This is a genomic window from Mycobacterium kubicae (assembly GCF_015689175.1).
Taxonomy (GTDB): Bacteria; Actinomycetota; Actinomycetes; order Mycobacteriales; family Mycobacteriaceae; genus Mycobacterium; species Mycobacterium kubicae.
The window spans coordinates 4,611,008-4,628,712 of record NZ_CP065047.1; the positions used below are offsets into that span (position 1 = coordinate 4,611,008).

A 17,705-nucleotide genomic window follows, 5' to 3' on the forward strand; every position below is an offset into this window, starting at 1 on the left:
TGCCAGACGTGTGGCATCAAACCGCGGAGATCGCTTGGTATTGCCATGTCTGTGTGGTTCACCAGTCCAAGACGGCGGTAGCCGCGAGTCGCGACCAGCAGCTGCGATCCCGAACTCGAACTCGCGGCCGCCGCTGAGGCCCTACCCCCGTTTGAGAAGCCACGACCGAGAACCTGTCGTTGACGGTGATCTAGGAGCGTCTGGGTCGACCTCGACCGCCGGGCATCTGGCGCTGCCGGTGATTGGCTATGTACGTACCCACGAAAACACCCGCTGTTTCGAACGGTCGATTTATGCCGGTCGGGAGCGCGTGCGAGTTGAACGACTCGATGTAACCGCTGCGATTCGTCGTGCAGTAACAGCGCGCTGTTCAGTTAAGTTTCTGCTATGACGGAGCCGCCTCCCAGTGATGAAAAGCCAGCTGAGTATCCTGACCAACTGCCGGTTAGCGAGCCATCCGAAACCCACAGGAGCGACGCGCAGTCAGAGCTGTGGAAATCTTCCCAAGACGAGCCGGGGATGCTCAACCAAAGCGACGCTGACCGACCGGACACAGTCCAGTTAGTCACCGGCGAACCGCCGTCGAACGCGCGCGAGCATTTGCAAGATGAAGTGCCGCAGGCGTCGGCCTCCGGTCATCCGCCGGTGATATTCCCCTTGACTTCCGTACCACCTGGGGAATCCAAAACTTCACCATCAGAGGGGCGCGGGAAACGTGACAAGTTCGAACCGCGGCAATGGCACTGGTGGCTGAGTGTTGTCCTCGGCCCACTGGTCACAATCATCAGTGTTGTTGTCGCTGTCACGGCCCTACTGATCAATCACAGTGACAACGAACGTGCCCTAGCAGCCACCAAGCTTCCTTCCGTAAACGGGTCCCCAGGTCAGCCCGTCTCAGACATAGCCGACCAGTGCTCGGACTCCCCCAGCAACATCGCTGGGTGGGGACCAGATAGACCCATGGTCGGCCGCGACACATTCCTGCCGTGGGCGGGGTTCAACTCCAATCGCTTCAGCCCCGAACTAGGCGGCGACGAGCGAAATATGTTCGGAGGCCGGGAAGTCAACAGTAGTCAGCTGTGGAGTAACAACCTTCGCGTCGAGGCGAATAAGACGTACGTCGTGCGGATCTACATACACAACAACGCTGCGGACAGCGCTCAAACTGTCGCGACGGGCACCCGCGTACGCATTTCGCTGCCATCCTGCAAGGGTAGGAGAGTCGCCTTTAACGGCTTCATTTACTCGCCCGACGCGTTTCCCATTCAGGTCTGGGGTGGCGTGAACATGACAGCCGACAGCCCTTTTCGAGTGAGTTATGTTGTCGATAGCGCGAGGTTGGAAGGCAACTTCACATTACACGGCGACGGTGACCGCGTTGTCGGCACCGACTTTCTTGCTGAACCGGGACAACTCGTCGGTCAGCCTCTGCGTGACGGCAACGTCCGTGGCGGACTAGCCAACGCGATGTACTTCTCCATCCTTGTCCGAGTGTCGATGGAATAATTCGGTTCGGGCGTGTCTCGAATGAGACTCAGTGCCCCGCATCCGGTGCTTGGCGTTATCGTCAGCCTCCACTTGCCCGTCTGTCGGTTCCGGCATTGGCTCCTGGTACCGACCGCTGATTAGAGGCGGCAGTTGAATATTCGGCTCCTCGTCTTTGATGGCCTGAATGATTAAGAACCTTGGTGGGCAAGTCAATGAACAATTCCTTCGCGTCCAGATGGAGAACCATTTTCCTCGTATCGAGTACGTCTTGCCGGAGAGATTCGGCAGTGTTGACGAGGTCGCCCGGGTGCGAAGGGAATCTTTCTCGGCGCTTGAGATTAACTATCTAAATGAGAACGCCGCAAAGTGTGGATATACCCGAATCGGAAACGCGTGGGTCTATCAGGGTGGTCGGTAGTGGCTGCCATTGACGACCTGAACCGTGTCATGGGCCCCACGCTTACCAGCGTGGGATTCCAACTCGACGAGGTCGACGACGCTGTCACCTACGGTGAGCGACCGGCCTGGGCCGTTTACTACCGAGGCAGCGACTCAAAACTGCCGGTCAGCGCGCGAGGGCGGGATCGACTTCATGCTGGCCCCACTCGATGCGCCGAACGAGTTTGGGCTCTCGAACGCGTCAGGGATGGCGCTTTATGCTGGCGCTCAGTGATGTCGATGACGGATTGGAGACGCCGTCTCTGGATGCATGGCCCGATATTTGATGGGCATGGCGCAAAGCGCTGTTCGACGCACACTTCGTGGCCGCTAACCAAGCACTATTGCCGCGGAACTAAATGGGTCACTAAGGAATCTTCGACGACGTCTAACCGGCTTCTGTCTTTCATTCGATGACCTTAGCCAATGCCATGCGTCGATCGGTCCTTGCCGGAGTGTTGGCGTGTGAAGTGCTGTATGCTACCGGTCTGCCTGTAGCTCGGACAGCGCATTGAGTGACCAATCAGCAACACCGTTGATGTAACTCATGTCAGGATTCGGGCTCTCGGATGCCTTTTCCGCTTCAGTAAATCTTTTTCGAAGCTGTTGAAGGCTCGTGTTCGCCGATGGCGCTCCCAACGAGATTTCATGACACCCAAATGACACGTTGTCTAATTCGGTTCGTAGCGACTCCCAGTCTGCTAAGCGTTGATCTCGATCAAGCGGCGCTATTGTATACCCCTGCTTCACGATAGTGATGGTTTTGCGTAGCGATATAATAGCCGCAAAACATGTTGCTCTCATTTGACGCCTGCTATTATCTTGATCGAGTTTTGTAGGAATGTAAACCCCAAAGAATGTGCCAATAACAATTCCAGCGATTGCGATTACTGATTGGGCTGCGCTCAATAAGAAAGTATAGACTTGCAATTTCTCTTCTGTCGTGGTTTTAGCAGTACGTCCGCGAAGCCGCGACACGCTGAGGCGGAAAACCAACCAGATTCCCACCAGGACGATTCCGCCTACACCGCTTGCGATGAGGAGACTCCATAACAACATCACCACGACACTCCCTCATGAGCTTTTCACTTCTGATTCGGACCCAGGATAGTCAATTCGAATGGGGTCGCGGTCTTCCATCCGTTTTCGGTGCTTACACCTACGGTGAGATACGGCTCGGTCCATAAGGCTCCTTTGGCCCAGTCGTGGTTATACTCCTGACTCAGTTGATCTTTGTCGCAGAACTGAACGTCAAACTTAATATAGACATTCGCGTGTGGATTATAATTTCCTACATTCAGCGGATGATTTGGGCCAATATCTTCCGAGCTCCTCTGCCATTTTCCGTCTGTGGTGTCGGCAGCAAACCAGGTCGTCCCTGGAACCACCGTTGCGCAGCGTGGAAGTGAAAGCAACGTCATCAACACATTGTCCTGTTCGACCGTGCCGGTGTTTTCATACGTCATTTTTACGGTAACTGTTTCACCCGGCTTGATGTCTCGATTGCCTCCGTATTCACTGCTTCCCGCAGCGGCTAACCAAGCCCCGACCGTGAAACGCGGTTGATCGGTAACAAAGTCCACAGTCAACCACCCCTCGCACCGACTTTCGCTTGGCACCACCCCGTCTAATTCATCGCATCCCACCAGAGCGCCCGAATCACTGACCAGTTCGCCTATGTCGATTTGCCGACCATTCGATTTTCCCTGGGAATGCAGGATTGCTGTGCCAGGTACAAAACGAATGGCAACCGCGTCGTCGGGTCCCGGGAGTGTCAGTATCGAAGACTGCCAGACCGCCGGTGGAGAAGCATTGGATGCTCGCACGAATGCCGACCCGGCAGCGGAACCCTTCACCGTGGACGGCAGAAGGACTTGAACCCGTGTGTCGATCGCCGAAGCCAGTCCCGGAGAAGCTGAATTCTCAAAAAAGACTTCAGCCGTGTAGCGGTGGTCAGGTGCAATTCTAATTCGATTGGAAAAATACGCATTCGGGTCATCAGCGGCCTTGAAACGGAAAAAGTTTCGTTCATCACCCATGTCGGGGTTATCTGTGATGGAGTTTAAGGTGACGTACTCGCTTGGAGTCTGCATGGTGAAGGTTCTTCTAGAAGGTCCCCACGCGCCTTGCGCTTGGTACGGGGGGTCTGGATCGCCGGCGGGATAGCCGGTTTGCCATCGTGGGTATATCCCGCGGTGCGGAAAAGGTGTACCCAGATGTTACGGGGGATTAAAGCTCGTTCGGGGTACTCAGCTGACGACCAGGCTTCCGCTACTACGCCCGGGTAGGCTTTAAGATCGAGCGTCCGGCCGTAATGCAGATCCAATAGCAGCGCTGGTCCTTTGTTGCGCCCCAGGGTTGAAATCGCGGCGCTGAATGTTTCCGCATCGATTGGGCGATCGAATCGGTAATAACCTCTATCATCCTCATAGAGACCATCTATCCAGTAATTTTGCCGAAACCATTTGCAGTTGTCGCCATGTGTTGCCCCCTTTCAAGAGACTGGATTTACCTGTGGTATGTTTTTTTAAGGTGGCGGCGCGTGGTTTGGGTCATAGACGACAAAGATGAAGGAGCGCGAACCGTGGCGTCGGTTTTGACGATTGCCGCGGGCCTTACCGAACAGGCTTCGATTATTGTCGATATATCGACTTCGGATAGCATCCAGCGCCGCCCGATCTTATGACCAGGGAACCGGCCAGACCGCAAACCATCAGCCAACCACCGCGGGCTGCATGGTATTTCCGCGGCTGCCTGTTGGAGGTTTTTCAGCATGGGCTCCATTACTCAGTCCTCTGGGTTCAAAAATTTCGTAGATGATCAAATGGTAAACCCAATTTCTTGAAAGAACGTGGGAGCATTTGACACACACTTGAAAGTTACTTGACACAGACTTTTCACCGATTAGGCAGAAAATTGACGCGAATAGTAAAGGACCTGGTCAGCACCGTTCGAACTAATCAGAAAAATTCTTGTTCGCCCACCGCGAAATGGCACTCCTCGCGTAAGTGGGTTTTTGCGCCGCGCCACCACTGACCAGGGCCCGCCAGAGGAACATGGGCCCGCGACCCATCAGTCAATGAGCAACGCGAGGTTACCGGCTCAATGGCGTAATGCTTATATATCGAGGGCGAAGATGAAGACTGAACGGGGGTTAGCCCGTGGCACCCTTCTCTTCTGCCTCATTTGATTCCCTCGGTTTGAGTGCGTTGCCAATCACGTCCGCCACGACCCTTGATGAACTACGATCTAGGTGCCCGTATCGATCGGAAGTAGTCTGGATTGATTCGTGCCCTAGGTGCCGCTGAATGGTTGTCAGGGGAACCCCAGCCTGAATCAGCCAGGAGGCGTTGGTGTGCCTCAGGTCATGGGGTCTGGGACGCTTCGTCAGACCTGCGTTCCCGGCCCTGACCAACGCGGGGGTCCAGCAGTTGGTGTGGAAGTTCTGCGGTCGCACCGGGTCAGCAGGCGACCCGCGCCAGCCCCTTCCTGAATTGGTGAACAGCCATTCTCCGTCGAGATTGAGCTTAGAAAGGGTACTGGGTGCGACGTCAATTGTGCGGACGCTGCGCCTCGTTTTCGGCGGACCCAGCTGGTAACCCTGGCCGGGCACATAGCGCCAGGCACGCTGAATTCGGACCGTACTTTCGGCCGTATCGATATCACCCGGCTTAAGCGCTGTGGCTTCACCGAAGCGGGCACCGCTGGCCACCAGAAACTCGACAAGAGGCTGCCAATGCCGTCCGACACAAGAGTTCAAGAGACTGAACTCGTCGTGCGTGAGAAAAGTCATTTCGGCAGGCTCCTCGCGGGGGAGTCTGTTGCCATCACAGGGATTGGCGGTCAGGTGCCGAGCCCTCACTGCAGCATTAAGGGCACCGGCAAGGAAGCCGTGCTTATTTGCTTTCGTCTTGGCCGCCCCAGTGAGGCTATTAAGCCACCGGGCGACGTCCATGTTGGTCAAGGCCGACAGCGGAAGCGAGCCGATCTCGCTGATGGCAACGTCGTTAACTATGTACCGCCGGTACCGCAATCTGGTGGCATCGTTGACTCCCGTCAGGTGGTCCACGTAGTGCGTACACCAGGTAGCCACAGTGAACCCGCAGGCACCTTCCGCCTGGATGGCCCAGACTTCGAGCGCCTTGGCGGGACTGGTCCGATTGGCCAATTCTTGAAACCTCAGAGCCTCCGAGTGATCGTTGAACGACGAGGAAGTCTGCTTGCCGTTAAGCACATAAAGCACCGCGGTGTAGGTACTGCCGTCTCTACGCTGCCGGACTCGAATGCTTGCCACAGCCACACATTACCCGCGGTCTTGACGCGAGTCTTGACGTATAGCGGAGAGTAGGAACAAATAAACATCCTGGCCTGCTCAAACTCTGTGGAGCTAAGGGGATTCGAACCCCTGACCTACTCGATGCGAACGAGTCGCGCTACCAACTGCGCCATAGCCCCTGACCGCTAGCAGGCTACCAGTCGCGGCACCGATGGCCGAACTGCGCGCCCTACTGACCCACAGCGCGCGCCAAGTCGCGTGACCACCCGTAGTTGCGCATCGACGCCGCGTCGTCGAGGTGCTCGAAGATGGGGTCCTCGTCGTCGATCTCCAGCACCACCGCGCCCGGCCGCCGCAACCGCGACGGCACCACGTCGTACTCGTGGTCGTGGGCGTTCTCCACGCCCAGCTGCGCCCGCGCCATGCGATGCATCCGGCGCCGACGCACCTTCTCCTCGATCCGGGTCTGCCGGCGCAGGTACGCCAGGTAGAGCACCGTCACCGTGGTGGCGGCCCCGCACAGCCACCAGGCCAGCGGCGTCACTTCGAACGCGGTGACAGCCGAGCCGATCAGGACGACCGCCATCGCCAACAGCACCTTCTTGCGGTAGGCGTATTTGCGGGCGCTGATTGCCGCCGCCTTCTTGCTGTCGAAACGTTTGCGCCGGTTGACCCCGGTGGCGTAGCGCACGGGCTCGTCGTCTTCGTCTTCGCCGGGCTCCAGCCCGGAGTCGTCCTCGACGTACTCATATTCGTCGTCGGCGAGCTCGGGCTCAACCTCGGTGACGGGCTCGGCGTCGGTCTCGCCGTCGGCCTCTGTGTCCTGGACGGCGAGCAGCGCGGGCTCGGCGGCCCGGGCACTGGCCCCAGCAGGCAGCGCACCGGCGTCTTCGATGACGTCGACGTCCAGATAATCGGGTTCGTCAGCTTCAGTCGCCTTGTCCACCTTGGCCATTGCCATGACCACGGGACGGGCGGCCGGCACCGCGTCGGTGTCCGCCTCGGCGTTCTCGTGGTCTTCGTCCGCGTCGGCGTAGGCACCGTCGACCGGTTCGTCGCGCTCCCACTCCTCGTCGGGCTGCCAGTCCGGGTCGCTGCGATGACCGGCCGCGGGACGACTGCGCTTGAGCAGGCGGGCCCCGGCTTCCCCGTTGAGAACCCGGGTCGCCAACGCCACATCGCTGGTGCGCCGGACCGCTTCTCGTTTGCTGATCAGCATGGGCACCAGCACGAACAGCCAGAGCACCACGAGCGAGATCCATAACAATGACTGCGGGATGCTTGGCATGACCTGCTCCTTTCCCCGCGAGGCACACCCTGGGCCAGCGCGGCCGGGTCATATTGACCAGCGCAATTACACACCTGTAATTTGCCTAGTTCAAGCATCACACGCCACATATGTCACGGTAGCCACACTTTTATTGCGGTTTTCTCACGACCGGGCGTGGTGGTGGCCCGCAGGGACCCGCCAACGGACCCACCAAAGCCCCGCCAAAACGCCGAAATTGCCGTCATGGTCGCGGTTGGGGCGCCCCGCACAGCCCCAGCGGCAATCTCGCCGGCCAAACGAACCCGCGAACTCACGGCCAGCGCGCGCGCCCCGCGCGGACCAGCGTCGAGGCCACCGACCCGTAGACCTCTTCGACCGTCAGGGCCACCAACAGGTGGTCGCGCCAGGCCTTGTCGACCTCGAGGTAGCGGCGCAGCAGCCCCTCTTCGCGGAAGCCGACCTTTGCCAGCACCGCGCGGCTGGCCTTGTTCTCCGGTCGCACGGTCGCCTCGACGCGATGCAGCATGACCGGACCGAAGCAGTGGTCCAGCCCCAACGCCAAGGCCGCGGTCGCCACCCCGCGGCCGGTGGCCGAACTGGGCACCCAATAGCCGATCCATGCCGAGCGCAGCGCCCCGTGCACGACGTTGCCGATGGTCAACTGGCCGCAGAACTGTCCGTTGAGCTCGATGACATACGGCAGCATGCGGCCCTTGCGCGCTTCGGACCGCAACCCCGAACACAGCGCCGGCCAGGCGGCCACCGAGTGGCGCATCGTCCAGTCACCGTCGGTGCTGGGCTCCCAGGGCTCCAGGTGCTTGCGGTCGGCCAGCCGGATCCGGCTCCACTGCGTGCCGTCGCGCATCCGCACCGCACGCAGGCGCACCACCCCGGCCGCCACTCGCAGCGACCCGACACTCATCGGCCAGCCCGGATGGCGGGCATTGGAGCGCAGCAGGTTCAACTGTCGTCGCGCTCAACCGTGCTGAGCCAGGAAGGCCACGTCGACGATTTCACCGGTGCGGATCTGCTCGGCTCCACTGGGAATGACCACCAGACAGTTCGCCTCGGCGAGGGTGGCCAGCAGATGCGACGACGCCCCGGGCGCTCCCCCGAGCGCCTGCACCAGGTACTCGCCGCTTTCCTGATCGCGCATCAGCTGACCGCGCAGATAGCCCTTGCGCCCGGCCACCGAGGTGATCGGCGACAGCGTGCGGGCCTGCACGATTCGGCGCATCGGCTGTCGCTTACCCAGCGCCAGCCGGATCAACGGCCGCACCATGACCTCGAACACCACCAGCGCGCTCACCGGATTGGCGGGCAACAGAAACGTCGGAACCCGGTCGCGGCCCAGCTGCCCGAACCCCTGCACGGACCCGGGGTGCATGGCGACGCGCACCACCTCCATGTCGCCCAGCTCGGAGAGCACCGACCGCACCGCCTCGGCCGCGGCCCCGCCGACCCCACCGGCGATCACCACCACCTCGGCCCGGTTCAGCTGACCTTCCACGATCTCGCCGAGCTCCGTGGGGTTGTTCGGCACGATGCCGACCCGGTTCACCTCGGCGCCCGCATCGCGGCCCGCGGCGGCCAGGGCGTAGGAGTTGACGTCGTAGACCTGCCCGTTGCCGGGGGTGCGCGAGATGTCGACCAGTTCACCGCCGACGGCCATCACCGACAGCCGCGGCCGCGGATGCACCAAAACCCGTTCCCGGCCCACCGCCGCCAGCAGCCCGACCTGGGCGGCGCCGATGATGGTGCCGGCGCGCACCGCGACGTCACCGGGCTGCACGTCGTCACCGACGCGCCGCACATAGGCGCCCGAGGGCGCGCCGCGCAGAATCCGCACCCGGTTCATGCCGCCGTCGGTCCAGCGCAACGGCAGCACTGCATCGGCCAGCGTCGGCAGCGGGGCGCCGGTCTGGACGCGGGCGGCCTGGCGTGGCTGCAGCCTGCTGGGGGTGCGGGCACCGGCGTCGATGGTGCCCATGACCGGAAGGGTGACCACGTCACGGCCCTCGAAGGCGCTCTCGTCACCGAACACCTCGGCGCCGTTGTGGTCACCGACCCCGAGGACATCGACGCTGCGCACCGCGTAGCCGTCGATGGCGGCCTGGTCGAAACCGGGCAGCGGACGCTCGGTCACCACCTCTTCGGCGCACAGCAATCCCTGCGCCTCGGCGATGGCAACACGTATCGGCCTCGGGGCTACCGCGGCTGCCGATATCCGGGCTTGCTGTTCCTCCACAGAACGCACAGCGCGCCTTTCCGTCGAGCCATGTGGAGCGAACTGGGCCGGTCGTACCTCCGGCTACCGCTCGGTCAGGCCCAATCGCGCCACCAACCACCGCCGCAATTCCGGGCCGTAGTCGTCACGATCCAATGCAAAGTCAACCGCAGCCTTGAGGTAGCCGCCGGGATTTCCCAAGTCGTGTCGGGATCCGCGATGTACGACGACATGCACCGGGTGGCCCTCGGAGATCAGCAGCGCGATGGCATCGGTCAGCTGCACTTCCCCGCCGGCGCCGCGGTCGATGCGGCGCAACGCGTTGAATATGGCCCGGTCCAGGACGTAGCGACCGGCCGCCGCGAACAGCGACGGGGCGTCTTCGGGCTTGGGTTTCTCGACCATGCCGTTGACCTTCAGCACGTCGGGAATGTCAGTGTCGGGGACCGGCTCGACGTCGAAGACGCCGTAAGCGCTGATCTCTTCCGGCGTGACCTCGATGGCGCACAGCACCGACCCACCCAGGCTCGCCCGCACCCGCGACATCGTCTCCAGTACTCCGGTCGGCAGGACCAGGTCGTCGGGCAGCAACACCGACACGGCGTCCTCGTCGTCGGACAGGGTGGGCTCGACACAGCCGATCGCATGTCCGAGGCCCAGCGGCTCGGCCTGCACCACCGACTCGACCTTGATCAGCTCCGGGGCGCGGCGCACCTTGGCCAGCATCGCCTTCTTGCCCCGCGCCTCCAGCGTGCCCTCGAGGACCAGGTCTTCGACGAAGTGCGCGACGACGCCGTCCTTGCCTTCGGAGGTGACGATCACCAGGCGTTCGGCGCCGGCGCTGGCCGCTTCGGCGGCGACCAGTTCAATGCCCGGAGTGTCAACGACGGGCAGCAGCTCTTTGGGCACCGTTTTGGTCGCGGGCAGGAAGCGCGTACCCAGCCCCGCGGCGGGGACGATCGCCGTGCGAGGGATGGGAACTAGGGGCCGCGACATCGTTCACACCATAGCCTTAGGAATCACTTGAGTTGCGGTGGCGGCGGGAAAGCCGGGGCTGTCATGGTTGAGGGCGTGGCAACGACGAGCAAGTCCGCATTGCGCGAGACGCTGCAAGCGGCCCGCCGTCGCGTTGCTGACGACGTGCGGGCCGCCGAGGCGTCGCTGCTCTGCGGTCACTTGGATCGGCTGGCCAACAGCGGCGACACCGTCTGCGCCTACGTGCCGGTGGGAGCCGAGCCCGGATCGCTGGACATGCTCGACGTGTTGCTGCAGCGTGCGGGACGGGTGCTGTTGCCGGTAGCCCGCACCGGAGCGGACAACACCGCGTTGCCGTTGCGGTGGGGCGAGTACCAAAGCGGCCGGCTGGTCACCGCGCGCTGGGGACTCCTGGAGCCGGCGCAGCCCTGGCTGCCGGAGTCGGCCCTTGCCGAGGCGAACCTGGTGCTGCTGCCCGCGCTCGCGGTCGACCGCCGCGGCGTGCGCCTGGGCCGAGGCCGCGGCTTCTACGACCGCTCTCTGACGCACCGCAATCCGGACGCGCCTCTGGTGGCGATCGTGCGCGATGAGGAAGTGGTGGACGAACTGCCGTCGGAACCGCACGATGTACTGGTATCCCATGCGCTCACACCGAACCGTGGACTTATTGGGCTGCTGAGCGGGGAATGACCGTCTAGACGGTATGGAGGCTGACTCGAGGCCGAAGGCCTCGGGCTGCAATCGGACGTGGGTTGCCGGTGTCGGGTGAACACTCGCACGGGTAGAGCCACAGTTGCAGATCAGGAGGCCTCCGGTGAGTTTCAACGGTACGAGTGTCGGGTTGGACGTGCACGCGCTTTCGGTGGTTGCTCATGCCGTCGACAGACGGGTCGAGTCGAACGGGCGCGGTTGTGTCCTGATCACGGTGAGATCTTGGATTGGTTGCACCGGTTGCGAGGCCCGGTGCGAGTGGCCTATGAGGCCGGGCCAACGGGGTTTGGTCTGGCACGAGCTCTAGCGGATGCCCAGATCGACTGCGTGGTCGCCGCGCCATCGAAGCTGATCCGCCCGGCCGGGGATCGGGTCAAGACCGATGCTCGTGATGCTGCGCATCTGACCAGGTTGCTGCGGTTGGATGAGATCACTGCGGTTACGGTGCCCGACGTTGAGGTCGAGGCGGTGCGAGATTTGGTTCGTGCTCGCGAGGACGCCCGTGCGGATCTGATGCGTGTTCGGCACCGGTTGTCGAAGCTGTTGCTGCGCCAAGGCCGGGTCTACTCAGGTGGTCAGGCCTGGACCGGAGTGCACGAAACGTGGCTTAGGCGCCAACGATTCGACGATGTCCACACCGCGGCGGCGTTTGATCATCACTTTGACGCGGTGCTCACCGCTACCGCGGCCAGGAACCGTCTCGACGAGCAGATCGTCATGGTCGCGGCCTCACCGCGCTGGGCCGATCCGGTCAACCGGCTGGGCTGCCTACGCGGGATCTCGGCGTTGACTGGTCTGGCCTTAGCCGTAGAAATCGGGGACTGGACCCGATTCACCGGTGCCTCGATCGGCGCCTACGTCGGTCTGGTGCCCACCGAGTACTCCTCGGGGACTTCACGGGTCCAGGGTTCGATCACCAAGGCTGGCAACGCCCACGTCCGCAGACTGCTGATCGAATCGGCCTGGCACCACCGCGCCGGCTACCGCACCCCCGGTCCGACGATGCGGGCCCGATGGGCCAAGGTCGACCCAGCGCTCAAGGACCGCGGGCACGCCGGAAACCGCCGTTTACATCAGCAGTGGTGCCGGTTCAATGAGCGCAAGAAGCCCCACGTCGTGGCCAACGTCGCGGTCGCTCGTCAACTGGCCGGTTGGTGTTGGTCGCTGGCCACGCTGACATAAGCGCAGCCGCCCGAAGCTTGATCGGAGTCAGCCGGTCGGCGGTGAGGTAGGCGAACTGGACCTGCGTTACAGCTATGAGCAACAACAGCATTCGACCAATGCTGATGTGACGCCCGCCCCTAGAAAGCAGCCACCGTTCGCGCCGAACCATCGTCTTGCGGTACCCAACCCGCGTATATCAGTCTGACACCACCGTCGTTGACCAACGACCGCCGCGACGCCCGACTGACCCCGATCAAACGAAAGCCGCCCCGGCCCATACCGGGGCGGCTTTCACCTGCCTATTGACAAACAGTGCCTACATATCAGTTGTACTGCTCAGGCAGGTTGGTCAACCGTGTGATGGGTGGGGTCTTGCCGATTGCGGAGTGTTGCCGGTGGTGATTGTAGGTGTGTAGCCACGCCGGTAGAGCTGAGCGGCGGGTGCGTTCGTTGGGGTAGTGACGGGCGAAGGCCCATTCGGCGGTCATGGTGCGGTGAAAGCGCTCGATTTTGCCGTTGGTCTGAGGCCGGTAGGGGCGGGTCCGTTTAGGCACGATGTGCAGCTCAGCACAGGCGTGGCGCCAGGCATGGGAGCGGTAGCACGAGCCATTGTCGGAGAGCACACGTTGCACCGTCACTCCGCGCACGGCGAACCAGCCCACAGCGCGGCGCAACACCGCGATCGCGGTGGCCGCAGTTTCGTCGTCGTGGATTTCGGCGTAGGCCACCCGCGAGTGGTCATCGATTACGGTGTGCACGAAGCCATGCCCCATCAATTCGTTGCGGTAACGACTGCGTTTGGTGTCGGGCATCGAACGTCGGTTCTGCCATCCTTGCGCTCGTCCCACAAATCGCCAGCCGCCGCCGTCGGGGATGTTGCCCAATTTCTTCACATCGACGTGGAGGAGCGCACCGGGGCGATCGTGTTCATAGCGACGAATGACCTCTCCAGTGCGAAGATCGATGTACGACAGGCGATTCAGTCGGCACCGCACCAGAACGGCGTGCACTGTGGAGGCCGGCATCGACAACCGCGACGCGATCGCCAGCGGTGAGAGGCGATGTCGCCACCGCAGCTCCACGATGCGGCGCACGACCGGCGGCGGTGTGCGGTTAGGGCTGTGATGGGGTCGGCTAGAGCGATCGGTCATCCCGGCCTCGCCCATCGCCGCATACCGCACCGCCCAACGTTTAGCGGTCGGCCACGACACATGGAAATGTTCAGCGGCCCGCACGATCGGCCATCCCTCATCAACGACACGACGAGCCAGCATCAACCGACCCCGAGGCGTCAAAACAGCGTTAGCGTGGACCACGAAGGTCTCCTGTTCGTTGTGGGTGCAGTGGTAGCAGCTCCACTCCACGACAGGAGACCTTCACCCATCAACGACCGCTACAGCGTGTCGTCACATCTCAACCAACGACCCTGGGCACTACATCTAGTCGTGGCGGTTCTAGCACTTGAGACGGTAGAGTGCTAATTCAGGTTGAGACCATCCGGAGGTTTTTGTGCCGACTTACAGCTACCAGTGCACGGAGTGCGGCGACCGCTTCGACATTGTGCAGGCCTTCACCGACGATGCGTTGACCACGTGCGAGAAGTGCTCCGGTCGGCTGCGCAAGCTGTTCAACTCGGTCGGCGTCGTGTTTAAGGGCAGCGGCTTCTACCGCACCGACAGCCGCGAGGCAGCCAAGAAAGAGACGACGCCGGCCAACGGTTCGGCGAGCAGCGACTCCGGGTCCAGCAACGGGTCGAGCGAGAAGTCCGACAAGAAGTCGACGTCGAGCGAAAAATCCAGCGCCACCTCCTCCACCCCGTCTTCCACACCGTCCAAGACGCCCGCCGCCAGCTAGCGGTTATCCACAACCCGCTCGCTACCGGACGGCACCGGCGCCGCCGCGCGCCTACGGTTGCCGCGTGGGCGAATCGCTCAACCCGACACTGCTCAGCCGGCTAGCTACGGCACTGCGCCCGGACTGGACGCGTACCGTGCTGGCCCGGCGGATAGCCGCGGGCGGGCTGGTCGTGCTGGCCGGCGTGGCGGGGCTGCGCTCGGATCCCGACGACGACCGCGCCGACGTGGTGGTGGCCGCGCGGGACCTCAGCCCCGGCACGGCGTTGAGCGCCGAGGATGTGAAACTGGAAAAGCGTTTGCCTGCAACGCTTCCCGACGGGTCACGGACCGACGTAGGCATGGTCGTCGGCGCGACGTTGGCCAGCCCGACGCGCCGCGGTGAGGTCCTGACCGATGTCCGGTTGTTGAGCAGTCGGCTGGCCGAGGCAGCGGTCGGAGCCGGAGCCCGGATCGTGCCGCTGCATCTGGCCGATGACGCGCTGATCGACCTGGTTCGGGTCGGTGATGTCGTCGACGTGCTGGCCGCCCCGAGCAGCGACGCGCAACCGGGCGGCCAGGCGGTCGCGAAGGTCATCGCGACCGACGCCGTCGTGATCCTGGTGTCGGCCAAACAGAAGGCCTCGGCCGCCGACGCCGAGCGCGTAATCTTGGTTGCGCTGCCGGCCCGCGTGGCGAACACGGTGGCGGGTTCGGCGCTGGGTCAGGCGGTGACCCTCACCTTGCACTGAGTCCCTGGCCGCCCTTTCTGCGCGATCGACAGCGAACGCTGTTCCGTCCAGGAAAGGGCATTCCATGCTCAAAGGGTTCAAAGAGTTTCTCTCGCGGGGCAATATCGTCGACCTGTCGGTCGCCGTGGTCATCGGTACGGCCTTCACCGCACTGGTCACGCAATTCACTGACAGCATCATCAAGCCGTTGGTCAACCGGGTCGGCGTCAACCAGCATTCCAATGTCGGCATCTTGAAGATCGGCATCGGCGGCGGTCAGACCATCGACCTGAACAACGTCTTGTCCGCCGCGATCAACTTCATCCTCATCGCGGCGGTGGTGTACTTCCTGGTCGTCATGCCCTACAGCAGGCTGCGCAAGAAGGGTGAGGTGGAGCAGGCCGACGACGCGCAGACCGTGCTGCTCACCGAAATCCGCGACCTGCTGGCGCAGACCAACGGCGACTCGTCCGGTAAGCACGAGGCCGCGGAAACTGTTCCGGTCAGCCCGCCGCCCAACTACGGTCCCCGCGCGGAGACCTAAGTCGCCTAGATCTCGAGGCTGGACAGCTGCCCGATGATGTGGGCGGCCAACGGGTTCAGCGTCGCCATGCCGTCGCGCACGGCGTAGCGGGAACCGGCCAGGTTCACCACCAGCGTGCTTCCGGACACTCCCGCCAGCCCGCGCGACAATCCGGCGTCGGTGATTCCGGCGGATAGCCCCGAGGCGCGGATGGCTTCGGCAATACCCAGGATCTCCCGGTCGAGGATGTCGCGGGTGGCTTCGGGGGTGACGTCGCGGGGAGTCACCCCGGTGCCGCCGACCGAGACCACCAAGTCGACCCCGCCAATCACCGCGGTGTTCAACGCGTTTCGGATCTCGACCTCGTCGGCCTCGACCGCGACCACACCGTCGACGACGAAACCCGCCTCGGTGAGCAACTCGGTGACCAACGGTCCACTGTGGTCCTCGTCCCCGTGCGCGGTGCGGTCATCGACGACGACGACCAGTGCCCGGCCGACTACCAACTCCGCACCCTGATCCATGGGTGCCACCGTATATCCGAGCTCCGACAGTTGTGCGTCGGCCTTGTTCACTGCTCCGCCTTACCTAGCGTGACCTGCACCGTCCGGCTACCGCCCGCCGGATCCAGGAAGGTCAGCGCTACCTTGTCGCCCGGCGCCTTGGATCGCACGGCTGCGACCAGGGCGTCGGCACTGTTGATTGGCCGTTCGTCGACCTTGGTGACCACAACACCCTTGGGCACACCGGCGTTGGCCGCCGCGCCGTTCGGGACCAGTTCGACCACCTTGGCACCCGGGATGCCCTTGTCGGTCGTTACCTGCACACCCAGCGAGGCGTGGCTTGCCTTGCCGGTGCTGATCAGTTCGTCGGCGATGCGTTTGGCCTGGTCGACCGGAATGGCGAAGCCCAGGCCGATCGAGCCGCTCTGCGCGTCCCCGGAGTCAGCGCCCAGCGTCGCGATGGCCGAGTTGATCCCGATCAGTTGGCCATTCATGTTCACCAGCGCTCCGCCCGAATTACCCGGGTTGATGGCGGCGTCGGTCTGGATCGCGTCGAGCACGGTGTTCTGATTGCCCGCCTCCCCGGTCGTGGAGACCGGTCGGTTGAGCGCGCTGACGATCCCGGTGGTCACGGTGCCCGCCAAACCCAGCGGTGAGCCGATCGCCAACACCGGTTGCCCCACACGCAAGTCCGATGACGAGCCCAACGCGATCGGGGTGAGCCCGGAGACGCCTTGCACCTTCACCACCGCGATATCGCTGGTCGGGTCGGCCGCAACGACGGTGAACGGCGCGGTACGGCCGTCGAAGAAGGTCACTGTCGTCTTGGGCGGCGGCGCGCCGGCCGGCGGTTTGGCCGCCGCGGCGACGACGTGGTTGTTGCTCAGAATCAGCCCGTCGGCCGAGAGGATGACGCCCGAGCCTTCTTCGGACTGGCGGCCGAGGTCGGTTTCCAGCATCACCACACTGGGCACCACCTTGGCCGCGACCTGCTCGACGGAGCCGGGCGGCATGTTGGCCGCCGGAACGCTCGGCGCGCCGCCCGACGCGACGCTCGTGCCATGACCGACGCCACCCTGATGACCCATCTCGATCACCGTCGCCGCCGCGCCACCGATGCCCGCGGACACCACCGCGATGGCCAGCGCGCCCACCGTCAACAAGCCTGCCCGCGACCGCCTTTGACGAACCTGCGGGGGCGGTCCCATCGGCGGCAGCATGCCGGGAATGGGGCCTGGTCCGGTTGCGCCGGGGATCGGGTGTGCACCGGTTCCACCGGGAATCGGACCGGCCCCGGTGCTACCGGGTATCGGCCCGGCCCCGGTACCACTGAACGACTCGAAGGGCTGGCGGTACTGCTGGGTTGGCGGCTGTTGGTAGCGCCAATCGAACTGCTGGTTGTAGTTCTGGTGCCCCTGGGAGTAAGCAGGGGGCACGGGCTGATTGGACGCGGAATATCCCGGCTGCTGCGGCGGTGGCGAATACCTCGGGTGATTCGTCATGTCGCTAGTCGCTCTTCTCTACTTGACGTGGCATGCGCGGCGGCTTGCATGGCTTGGTTTTCAAC

General features: G+C 63.1%; 15 protein-coding genes, 1 tRNA gene and 2 pseudogenes. 7 read left to right on the forward strand and 11 right to left on the reverse strand.

Annotation, left to right across the window (positions count from 1 at the left end):
* Nucleotides 1-223: 223 nt before the first annotated feature.
* Both I2456_RS29220 and I2456_RS21485 read left to right on the forward strand, forming a co-directional pair.
* Nucleotides 224-313: pseudogene (locus tag I2456_RS29220) on the forward strand (hypothetical protein); the annotation flags it as partial.
* A gap of 74 nt (nucleotides 314-387) precedes the next feature.
* Nucleotides 388-1,506, forward strand: coding sequence for a hypothetical protein (locus tag I2456_RS21485; RefSeq protein WP_139823275.1), 1,119 nt, complete (start codon nucleotides 388-390; stop codon nucleotides 1,504-1,506).
* 900 nt (nucleotides 1,507-2,406) lie between these two features.
* On the opposite strand, the gene I2456_RS21490 is transcribed toward I2456_RS21485, so the two are convergent.
* The 8 genes from I2456_RS21490 to I2456_RS21530 form a co-directional block, all read right to left on the reverse strand.
* Nucleotides 2,407-2,991 (reverse strand): hypothetical protein, encoded by a 585-nt coding sequence (locus I2456_RS21490; RefSeq protein WP_139823274.1) that lies wholly within the window; start codon nucleotides 2,989-2,991, stop codon nucleotides 2,407-2,409.
* Nucleotides 2,992-3,011: 20 nt separating this feature from the next.
* The gene (locus I2456_RS21495; protein ID WP_139823273.1) at nucleotides 3,012-4,019 is read right to left on the reverse strand and encodes a DUF4397 domain-containing protein; all 1,008 of its coding nucleotides are present in this window, start codon (nucleotides 4,017-4,019) and stop codon (nucleotides 3,012-3,014) included.
* A gap of 1,061 nt (nucleotides 4,020-5,080) precedes the next feature.
* Nucleotides 5,081-6,220: a tyrosine-type recombinase/integrase gene (locus tag I2456_RS21505; protein WP_085075106.1), complete on the reverse strand. Its 1,140-nt coding sequence runs from the start codon at nucleotides 6,218-6,220 to the stop codon at nucleotides 5,081-5,083.
* Between the two features lie 88 nt (nucleotides 6,221-6,308).
* Nucleotides 6,309-6,381: transfer RNA gene (locus tag I2456_RS21510), tRNA-Ala, on the reverse strand.
* 50 nt (nucleotides 6,382-6,431) lie between these two features.
* Nucleotides 6,432-7,490, reverse strand: a complete 1,059-nt coding sequence (gene sepX, locus I2456_RS21515) for a divisome protein SepX/GlpR (protein WP_085075105.1) — start codon at nucleotides 7,488-7,490, stop codon at nucleotides 6,432-6,434.
* Nucleotides 7,491-7,782: 292 nt separating this feature from the next.
* On the reverse strand, nucleotides 7,783-8,436 hold the full coding sequence (locus tag I2456_RS21520) for a GNAT family N-acetyltransferase (protein WP_068028637.1): 654 nt from the start codon (nucleotides 8,434-8,436) through the stop codon (nucleotides 7,783-7,785).
* 12 nt (nucleotides 8,437-8,448) lie between these two features.
* The gene (gene glp, locus I2456_RS21525) at nucleotides 8,449-9,729 is read right to left on the reverse strand and encodes a molybdotransferase-like divisome protein Glp (protein ID WP_068028640.1); all 1,281 of its coding nucleotides are present in this window, start codon (nucleotides 9,727-9,729) and stop codon (nucleotides 8,449-8,451) included.
* Nucleotides 9,730-9,783: 54 nt separating this feature from the next.
* On the reverse strand, nucleotides 9,784-10,695 hold the full coding sequence (locus I2456_RS21530) for a UTP--glucose-1-phosphate uridylyltransferase (RefSeq protein ID WP_068028643.1): 912 nt from the start codon (nucleotides 10,693-10,695) through the stop codon (nucleotides 9,784-9,786).
* A gap of 75 nt (nucleotides 10,696-10,770) precedes the next feature.
* Here I2456_RS21530 and I2456_RS21535 point away from each other — a divergent pair, with 75 nt between their 5' ends.
* Entirely contained in the window at nucleotides 10,771-11,364 is a 594-nt protein-coding gene (locus tag I2456_RS21535) for a 5-formyltetrahydrofolate cyclo-ligase (RefSeq protein ID WP_085075157.1), read from the forward strand.
* A gap of 124 nt (nucleotides 11,365-11,488) precedes the next feature.
* Nucleotides 11,489-12,567 (forward strand): annotated as a pseudogene (locus I2456_RS21540) (IS110 family RNA-guided transposase).
* A gap of 305 nt (nucleotides 12,568-12,872) precedes the next feature.
* On the opposite strand, the gene I2456_RS21545 reads toward I2456_RS21540, so the two are convergent.
* Nucleotides 12,873-13,865 (reverse strand): IS481 family transposase, encoded by a 993-nt coding sequence (locus I2456_RS21545; RefSeq protein WP_163703962.1) that lies wholly within the window; start codon nucleotides 13,863-13,865, stop codon nucleotides 12,873-12,875.
* 193 nt (nucleotides 13,866-14,058) lie between these two features.
* On the opposite strand from I2456_RS21545, the gene I2456_RS21550 reads away from it, so the two are divergent.
* The 3 genes from I2456_RS21550 to mscL all read left to right on the forward strand — a co-directional run bounded on the left by I2456_RS21550 (nucleotide 14,059) and on the right by mscL (nucleotide 15,656).
* A complete protein-coding gene (locus tag I2456_RS21550) occupies nucleotides 14,059-14,403 on the forward strand; it encodes an FmdB family zinc ribbon protein (protein ID WP_068028646.1) in 345 nt (114 codons plus the stop codon).
* A gap of 64 nt (nucleotides 14,404-14,467) precedes the next feature.
* Nucleotides 14,468-15,133 (forward strand): SAF domain-containing protein, encoded by a 666-nt coding sequence (locus I2456_RS21555; protein WP_085073064.1) that lies wholly within the window; start codon nucleotides 14,468-14,470, stop codon nucleotides 15,131-15,133.
* 64 nt (nucleotides 15,134-15,197) lie between these two features.
* Complete coding sequence (gene mscL / locus I2456_RS21560) at nucleotides 15,198-15,656, forward strand: large-conductance mechanosensitive channel protein MscL (protein ID WP_068028651.1); 459 nt, start codon at nucleotides 15,198-15,200, stop codon at nucleotides 15,654-15,656.
* 5 nt (nucleotides 15,657-15,661) lie between these two features.
* Here the strand turns inward: mscL and I2456_RS21565 are convergent, their stop codons facing one another.
* Complete coding sequence (locus I2456_RS21565; protein WP_068028908.1) at nucleotides 15,662-16,159, reverse strand: MogA/MoaB family molybdenum cofactor biosynthesis protein; 498 nt, start codon at nucleotides 16,157-16,159, stop codon at nucleotides 15,662-15,664.
* A gap of 47 nt (nucleotides 16,160-16,206) precedes the next feature.
* Nucleotides 16,207-17,640 (reverse strand): S1C family serine protease, encoded by a 1,434-nt coding sequence (locus tag I2456_RS21570; RefSeq protein ID WP_085073063.1) that lies wholly within the window; start codon nucleotides 17,638-17,640, stop codon nucleotides 16,207-16,209.
* Nucleotides 17,641-17,705 lie beyond the last annotated feature (65 nt).

Bases quoted from the DNA above. Each gene is read 5' to 3' on its own strand.
- I2456_RS21565 (WP_068028908.1), bottom strand. From the start codon at position 16,159: ATGGATCAGGGTGCGGAGTTGGTAGTCGGCCGGGCACTGGTCGTCGTC.
- I2456_RS21485 (WP_139823275.1), top strand. From the start codon at position 388: ATGACGGAGCCGCCTCCCAGTGATGAAAAGCCAGCTGAGTATCCTGAC.
- sepX (WP_085075105.1), bottom strand. From the start codon at position 7,490: ATGCCAAGCATCCCGCAGTCATTGTTATGGATCTCGCTCGTGGTGCTC.
- mscL (WP_068028651.1), top strand. From the start codon at position 15,198: ATGCTCAAAGGGTTCAAAGAGTTTCTCTCGCGGGGCAATATCGTCGAC.
- I2456_RS21530 (WP_068028643.1), bottom strand. From the start codon at position 10,695: ATGTCGCGGCCCCTAGTTCCCATCCCTCGCACGGCGATCGTCCCCGCC.
- I2456_RS21495 (WP_139823273.1), bottom strand. From the start codon at position 4,019: ATGCAGACTCCAAGCGAGTACGTCACCTTAAACTCCATCACAGATAAC.
- I2456_RS21570 (WP_085073063.1), bottom strand. From the start codon at position 17,640: ATGACGAATCACCCGAGGTATTCGCCACCGCCGCAGCAGCCGGGATAT.